An 8,054-nucleotide genomic window follows, 5' to 3' on the forward strand; every position below is an offset into this window, starting at 1 on the left:
CCCTTTTTGCGCCATTTTGCATCCTATATGAGGTATGTTTTTGTTTTTAAAGTTTTTTTCTTGAAAAAAATAAGAAAATTATGACAAAATTTGATAAAATATTTACTTTTTTTTGATATTTTATATAATTAAAAATAATAAAAAATATCTATTTTTAAATAAAATAAAGATTAATACAACAAGAAATTTTTGAATTTTTGACCGAAAGCTTTATATAGTAAAACATACTATGTTATATTGTCAATCAGAAATAAACTAACAAAAAGTTACAAAAAGATTTGACATGAATTACAATTATTGAATTACAGCCATTAAAGGAGATGATAAATATGGCAGAAAATGGAATCACACTAAAAGTTGCAGAAGCAATTTCCCAAAAAGATGTTGGTCAAGGCATTGCAAGACTTGATCCAAATGTCATGGATGATTTAGGCATCAGCGAAAGAGATTTAATTGAAATAGTTGGTGATAGACGAACTGCAGCTATCGCACTTCCTTCACAGACAGACATTGGTCTTGGAGTTATCAGAATCGATGGGTTAGTACGTAAAAACTCCGGAGCAACAATCGGCGGTGAAGTTACAATCAAGAAAACCAAAGCAACAGAAGCTAAAAAAGTTGTTTTAGCTCCTATTGAAAATAACATACGCGTACAAGGTGATGTACGAGGATTATTTGCAGGCAAAGTAATGGTGCAAGGAGATATCATCGGATCACAGATTAGAGCACCAAGACCAAGTATGAATATGGGCTTCAATAGTTTATTCGATGAATTAATGGACTTCACCCCTGCAATGAAAGAAATCAAATTTGCAGTAATATCCACAAATCCAAAAGACATCGTTATAGTAGGTCCAAATACCGAAGTACAACTCCACGAATCCCCAGTAGATGTAAGCAAAATTGAAGGTGTTGGAAACCTTGTAGATGTGAGCTATGAGGATATCGGTGGGCTAAAGGAAGAAGTTAAAAAAGTAAGAGAAATGATTGAAATTCCTCTAAAAAGACCTGAACTCTTTGAAAAATTAGGTATTGCCCCACCAAAAGGAGTATTAATGCATGGCCCTCCGGGAACCGGTAAAACATTGCTTGCAAAAGCAGTAGCAAGTGAAAGTGATGCTCATTTCATTGCAATTAACGGACCTGAAATCATGAGCAAATATGTCGGAGGATCTGAAGAAAACTTAAGGGAATACTTCGAGGAAGCAGAAGAAAACTCCCCTTCAATCATATTCATAGATGAACTTGATGCAATCGCTCCAAAAAGAGAAGAAACTAATGGAGAAGTTGAAAGAAGAACAGTTGCTCAACTTTTAACATTAATGGATGGTCTTAAATCCAGAGGACAAGTAGTTGTCATTGGTGCAACCAACAGACCTGATTCACTTGACCCTGCTTTAAGAAGACCTGGAAGGTTTGACCGTGAAATTGAAATTGGAGTGCCTGATTCAGAAGAAAGAAAAGAAGTGCTGGAAATCCATACAAGAAACATGCCCCTTGCAGATGATGTTGACCTCGATAAAATCGCAAATACCACACACGGATTCGTGGGAGCAGATCTGGAATCATTGTGTAAAGAAGCCGCTATGAGAGTAGTCAGAAGGATTTTGCCGGAAATACAGAATGACGAAGAGATTCCAAAAGAAGTCATGGAAAAAATCGTTGTGACCGGAGATGACTTCAAAAATGCGCAAAAGGAAATCCAACCTTCAGCCTTAAGGGAAGTTCTTGTACAAATTCCAGACATCAAATGGAGTGATGTGGGCGGTCTTGAAGATGTCAAACAGGAGCTAAAAGAAGCAGTAGAATGGCCTTTGAAACATCCTGAAACATTCCAACGCTTAGGAATAAGACCTCCTAAAGGAACATTACTTTACGGAATTCCTGGAACCGGCAAAACATTGCTTGCAAAAGCAGTAGCAAGTGAAAGTGAAGCCAACTTCATTTCAGTTAAAGGCCCTGAACTTTTGTCAAAATGGGTTGGTGAATCTGAAAAAGGCGTGCGTGAAGTATTTAGAAAAGCTAAGCAAGCAGCCCCAACTGTGATCTTTTTCGATGAAATCGATGCAATAGCAAGTACCCGTAGCGGTAATGATGGAGATAGTGGAGTCACAAAAAGAGTTGTAAACCAATTATTAACCGAAATGGATGGTTTAGAAGAATTAGAAGATGTAGCAATTATTGCAGCTACCAACAGGCCGGACATTTTAGATGCCGGACTAATGAGACCTGGAAGATTTGACAGACACATTCAAGTCAGTGAACCAGATGAAGAAGCCAGACTTTCAATCTTTGAAGTGCACACAAAAGATATGCCTCTTGCCAAAGATGTCAACCTCAAAAAATTGGCTAAAAATACTGAAGGATATGTCGGAGCGGACATTGAAGCAGTATGTCGTGAAGCAGCAATGCTCACATTAAGAAATGATTTAGAATCAGCAGAAATCCCATATAAATACTTCAAAGAAGCAATTGATAAAGTCAAACCTGGAAATAATGCCCAGGAAGAACAGCTTGTTCAGTATATGTAAGGAAGAAAAACCCCGATTTTCTTCCTTTTTCCTCCTATTCATTGTTATTAAAAACTTTCTAACCATATTTAGTGGGAAGAACAGACCCTTCCCACACAACCTCCTCAATACAAATGTTTTATATACTATTTTTATAATATTAATAAACATGAGTGAACATATAATCGAAGCGTTAGGCTTAAGTAAAATTACCATAAAAGACGGTAAAGTCGTTGATGTTAGTGAACCGGAAGTTGAATATTGTCCACTCTTTGACCACCACAGAGGAATCAAAAAACTCACAAAAGAAGTGATCAGCAAAAATATTCAGTTCAGAATTGATGATTTTGGAATGTGTACTCCCAAAAGACAGTTGAGAATGAAAGACTTTTTAAGTTTTGGAATTTCAGAAATTATGTGCACATTGCTTGAAAAACATGAGATTGATTGTGTAGTTATGGTTCTGGAAGGATGCGGAACCGTTATCGTTAATGAAGGAGAACTTGTCCAGGGAATCGGAGGCAGGGTTTCAGGCCTTGTAAAAACCAGCCCAATACCAGAACTGGTGTCTGAAATCGGCGAAAAAAATATTGTTAATCCTGAAACTGCTGAGATAAATCAAATTGAAGGAATAAAGTTAGCTATAAAGCAGGGTTATAAAAATATTGCAGTTACAATAGCCCTTGCAGAAGATATGGAAGCAATCAATAAACTAAAAGAAGAATATCCCGACATCAATATCTATGTTTTTGTAGTTCACACAACCAAAAGAACTCCTGAAGAGGCAAGAACATTATTTGACGGATGCGATGTAGCAACCGCCTGCGCATCCAAACATATCCGTGAAATCGGTGAAAAAGAAAGCTTGAAAATTGTTGGCCAGTCAATTCCGATTTATGCAAGAACCGAAGACGGAAAAAAATTTTTAGAATTGAGATTGGAAAAGATTGGTGGCGAAAAACCTAAAAAGGACAATCCCGATTTACCTTACCCAATGATTTAGATTTTTTCTTGGCAAAATCCTTTCCGGATTGACTAAACCGCAGTTATGATATGGCTGAGATTTGTATTCTATGAATGGAAATCTGTATCCTGTTACGCCATACTTGGGATTATAACCAAATATATTAATATATTCCTTTAAATCATCACGCTCTTCTTTCATAGCCAATGTCACATAATACAACGCCTTTGTATCGTCAATCGCCCGATGAAAGTTTACTTTTTCAAGGTTGTAATGATTAACAGCATCAATTAACTTATGAGGATAATTCTTTCTATCTTTTAAAACAGTCATAGAATCAATCCAATACAAATTTGACACAATATCATCAGCTTCACTTGGAAAATAACGTTTCAACAAGAAATAAATAAACATCAAATCGAATTGGCAGTTATGAGCAACCATTACTGTTCCTGCAGTAAGTTTCTTTTTTAAATCACATGCAGCATTTCTTTCATCAATCCCCTCATTTCTTAACCTTTCATTAGTTATTCCAGTTATTTCCATGATTTTAGGAGCCAACGGTTCGCCGATGTTGATAAATTCATCATACCTGTCTACAACTTCCCCGTCAATGACCGTAAACATTGCAAGTTCGATTATCTTGTTGTTTATAAAATCCAAACCGCTTGTTTCAGTATCAAAAAATATTACTTTAATAACAACACCCTCTTGAAAATATATAAGTTTAATTAATTCTATATATTTGAAGATATATAACTAATAATGATTAGTCAATAAGAGGGATAAACTTGACTCAGAAAAGTGAAGCTCACAAAGGCAACATTACTCCGGAAATGGAATATGTTGCAGAATATGAAAATATAGATATTAATAAACTAGTTAGATTAATTGATAAGGGATTAGTAGTAATCCCCAAAAATATTAACGGACATTCCAAACCATGCGGCATTGGAGAAGGATTAAAGACAAAAATTAATGCGAACATAGGTTCCTCATCGAAAATTGATGATATTGATTTGGAAATCAATAAAGCAAAATTAGCACAGGAATACGGTGCAGATGCGTTAATGGACTTGTCAACCGGCTCTGATTTGAAACTTTTCAGAAAGAAAATTATGGATGCCGTCGACATTTGTATCGGAACTGTTCCCATTTACGAAGCAGGCGTTATAACTTTAGCTAAAAACAAAGAAATTATTGATATGGACCCTGACGATATATTTAAGGCTATCGAAAATCAGGCAAAAGAAGGAGTGGACTTTATGACACTCCACTGCGGAATCACAAAAGATTTAGTTCAAAAACTTAAAGATGCAAAAAGGATGATGGGAATTGTAAGCCGTGGAGGGACATTCATGGCATCTTGGATCAATCATAACGACCAAGAAAACCCCTTGTATGAAAATTACGATTATCTTTTAGAGTTATCTTATGAATATGACATTACATTATCCTTAGGCGATGGCCTTAGACCAGGTTGTCTGGCTGATGCAAGTGATATCCCTCAAATACAAGAACTTGTTAACTTAGGCGGCCTTGTTAAAAGAGCACAGGATGCCAATGTCCAAGTAATGGTGGAAGGACCGGGACACATGCCCTTAAACCAAATTAAGGCAAATATGGAAATTCAAAAGACAATATGTCATGGTGCCCCATTCTACGTTTTAGGACCATTGGTGACAGATATCGCACCAGGTTACGATCACATTACCGGCGCCATTGGAGGAGCCATTGCAGCAACTGCGGGAGCTAACTTTTTATGTTATGTCACCCCTGCAGAACATTTATCCCTACCTAATTTAGAAGACGTTAAGGAAGGAGTGATTGCATCAAAAATTGCAGCGGAAGCCGCTGATGTTGCAAAAGGACTTGACTCCGCATGGAGCCGTGAACGTGCAATGGCAAAAGCCAGAAGGGAATTTGATTGGGAATCCCAATTTGACCTGGCATTGGATAAATCCAAACCTAGAAAATACAGGGACAAATGTGAACTTGACGATAATGAGATGTGTGCAATGTGTGGAGAATATTGCGCAGTAAAAATAGCCAAAGGAGATTTCTAATGAAGTATCAGGAATTAGTGGATGTTTACTCAGCACTTGAAGCAACTACAAAAAGACTCGAGAAAACAGAGATAATATCCGAATATCTGAAGAAACTGGATTCAGACACCATTGAAAAAGTAGGGCTGTTAATTTTAGGAGTTGTATTTCCCGCATGGAGTTCAGAAGAAATTGGAATCGGTGGAAAACTAGTTGAAAGAGCAGTAGCTGAAGCTGTAGGGACAACACAGGCCGCAGTTGAAGATGCCGTTCGTGACGAGGGAGACATTGGCCTTGCATGCATTAAATTATACGCTAAGAAATCCCAAATGACCTTCTTTTCACAACCACTGACAATCGATTTTGTTTTCAATAGCCTGCGCAAACTATCACAAATAAGCGGTTCACGCTCAACCAACCGTAAGATTGCAATCATTTTGGAATTGCTTTCACAAGCCAGTGCAACCGAAGCCAAATATCTAACCCGTACAATTACAGAAGAGTTAAGAATTGGTGTTGGTGATGGTGTTGTTCGCGATGCCATAGCTCAGGCATTTGATATTGATAAAAAAATAGTGGAAAGAGCACAAATGCTCACAAATGATTTTTCAGTAGTTGCAAGAACTGCCAAAGAACAAGGTGCCGCAGGACTTGAAAAACTCAATTTAACGCCAGGAACTCCTGTTAAACCAATGTTGGCCCAGCTTGCACCACCCCTTGATGAAATAATACCCGAAATGGGCTGTGCAATTTGTGAGACAAAATATGACGGAATCAGATTACAGGTCCACAGAAATGGGGAGGAAATTAAAATATTTACCCGAAGACTTGAAAATATCACCCAAGCACTTCCTGAAATTGTTGAACTGTTCGATGAACACCTTCCTCACGAAGACTATATTGTAGAAGGAGAGGTAATAGCCACCCGAGATGGAAAGCCTTTACCATTCCAAAACATCCTGCATAGAGTTAGAAGAAAACATAACGTTGAGGAAGCTATTGAAAATGTTCCTTTAAAATTATTTTTGTTTGACGTATTGTATTATAAAGTTCCAATGATTGATGAACCTCTGAAAGTAAGAAGAGCCACATTGGAAGAAATTGTAGATACTTCCGTTGATGAAATGAACTTAAGTACCATGAGAGTTGGAACTCCAGACAATATTGATGAGCTCCAGGATCTATTTGAAAGCTCAATTGAAGGCGGTCACGAAGGAATAATGATTAAAGACTGTAATGAAGGATATATTCCAGGATTACGAGGTAAAAAAATGCTCAAATATAAAGCGGAACCTGAAACCCTGGATATGGTTATCGTCGGAGGAACCTATGGAATCGGAAAGCGCGGTGATTTTGTCGGTTCCTATCTGGTTGCGCTTAGAGACGAAAATGATGATTTCAAAACCGTTGCCTATGCTGCAACAGGTCTTGATGATGCGACTCTTGAATATTTAACAGCAAAAATGAAAGAACTTGAAATTTCAACCAAAGGCCGTGAGATTAAAGTTGAACCTAAAATCGTTTTGGAGATTGCATTTTCTGAAATCGTGGAATCTCCAGAATATGAAACCGGCTATTCATTAAGGTTCCCTGTCGTGAAAAATATAAGAAAAGACAAAAGTCCGATGGATGCAGATACCGTTGAAAGATTAATTTCCATGTACAACACTGGAAATTAAACTTCCGGCAATCTTTTAACCCTAAAGATGACAGTTCTTGTAACTGGAAAAACAATTATTTCATAGACTGTTTTAAACAATGCCTGTGCTACAATCATTAAAAGTAGGGCTTCCAAAGGCATTGTTCCCAAAAATCCGATAACAATGAACACTATCGCATCCAGACCCTCACCGAAAAGAGTTGAAACGATGCATCTGAAAAACAGCTTATCCTCATCCCATCCTTTTAAGTGAACCATCAATTTCGCATTCAACAGAGACCCTGCAAGATATGCAACAAAACTTGCCACCAATAAGCGAAAAGTGCTTCCCAAAACTATGCTGAACGCTTGGGAATTTTCAAAAAATACCGGTGCAGGCAGCAGAATTGTGATATTGTAACAGATTACAGCAACAAGATTCATGAAAAAACCGAGCAAAATCACATTTCTTGCTTTTTGATAACCGTACACTTCCGCCAAAACATCATTAACAATGTAAATTACTGGAAAAATAACAACACCACATGGCAATGTAAATGAGAAAAAATCAAAAGTCTTTCCCGCGATAATATTGGAAACTATCAAGCATGCCGTGAAAACTCCAGTGAGCATTGCATACAATTCAGTTTTAGTCAAATTTTCAAACATAATAATATTATATTTCTACTTTTAGATAAATATTTCAAATCAAAATCCTATCGGCTATTTTTACTTTGAAAAATAATAGAAACTCATGGAAATTACAGATGACAAATTATTTAGAATAGCTTTAATAACTTCCCTTATTGGAATGATCGGCTTAATGGTGTTTACTCCAACAATTGAAGTTAAAGAAATTGAAACTTCTTCGCTAGATTTGCTTTGTTATGGTTAAA

At 36.9% G+C, this 8,054-nt stretch carries 6 protein-coding genes and 1 pseudogene; 5 read left to right on the top strand and 2 right to left on the bottom strand.

Features of this window, described 5'->3' with window-relative positions:
* Nucleotides 1–329: 329 nt before the first annotated feature.
* Both Q4Q55_RS04715 and Q4Q55_RS04720 read left to right on the top strand, forming a co-directional pair.
* On the top strand, nucleotides 330–2,531 hold the full coding sequence (locus tag Q4Q55_RS04715; RefSeq protein ID WP_303371671.1) for a CDC48 family AAA ATPase: 2,202 nt from the start codon (nucleotides 330–332) through the stop codon (nucleotides 2,529–2,531).
* Between the two features lie 148 nt (nucleotides 2,532–2,679).
* Complete coding sequence (locus Q4Q55_RS04720; protein ID WP_303371672.1) at nucleotides 2,680–3,513, top strand: methanogenesis marker 8 protein; 834 nt, start codon at nucleotides 2,680–2,682, stop codon at nucleotides 3,511–3,513.
* On the opposite strand, the gene Q4Q55_RS04725 is transcribed toward Q4Q55_RS04720, so the two are convergent.
* Nucleotides 3,493–4,227 carry a PolC-type DNA polymerase III gene (locus Q4Q55_RS04725; RefSeq protein ID WP_368660139.1) on the bottom strand — a complete coding sequence of 245 codons (735 nt, stop codon included), beginning with the start codon at nucleotides 4,225–4,227 and terminating at the stop codon, nucleotides 3,493–3,495. The genes Q4Q55_RS04720 and Q4Q55_RS04725 overlap by 21 nt on opposite strands.
* A 38-nt stretch (nucleotides 4,228–4,265) precedes the next feature.
* Between Q4Q55_RS04725 and thiC the strand changes: the two genes are divergently transcribed.
* Together thiC and Q4Q55_RS04735 are read left to right on the top strand one after the other, a co-directional pair.
* Complete coding sequence (thiC, locus tag Q4Q55_RS04730) at nucleotides 4,266–5,540, top strand: phosphomethylpyrimidine synthase (protein ID WP_303371673.1); 1,275 nt, start codon at nucleotides 4,266–4,268, stop codon at nucleotides 5,538–5,540.
* On the top strand, nucleotides 5,540–7,198 hold the full coding sequence (locus tag Q4Q55_RS04735; RefSeq protein ID WP_303371674.1) for an ATP-dependent DNA ligase: 1,659 nt from the start codon (nucleotides 5,540–5,542) through the stop codon (nucleotides 7,196–7,198). Before thiC ends, Q4Q55_RS04735 begins: the two co-directional genes overlap by 1 nt.
* On the opposite strand, the gene Q4Q55_RS04740 is transcribed toward Q4Q55_RS04735, so the two are convergent.
* Nucleotides 7,195–7,827, bottom strand: coding sequence for a queuosine precursor transporter (locus Q4Q55_RS04740; RefSeq protein WP_303371675.1), 633 nt, complete (start codon nucleotides 7,825–7,827; stop codon nucleotides 7,195–7,197). The genes Q4Q55_RS04735 and Q4Q55_RS04740 overlap by 4 nt on opposite strands.
* A gap of 85 nt (nucleotides 7,828–7,912) precedes the next feature.
* On the opposite strand from Q4Q55_RS04740, the pseudogene Q4Q55_RS04745 reads away from it, so the two are divergent.
* Nucleotides 7,913–8,008, top strand: a pseudogene (locus tag Q4Q55_RS04745) (RNA-binding protein); the annotation flags it as partial.
* Between the last annotated feature and the right edge of the window lie 46 nt (nucleotides 8,009–8,054).

Origin of the sequence: Methanobrevibacter sp., assembly GCF_030539555.1 — an archaeon.
GTDB lineage: Archaea > Methanobacteriota > Methanobacteria > Methanobacteriales > Methanobacteriaceae > Methanocatella.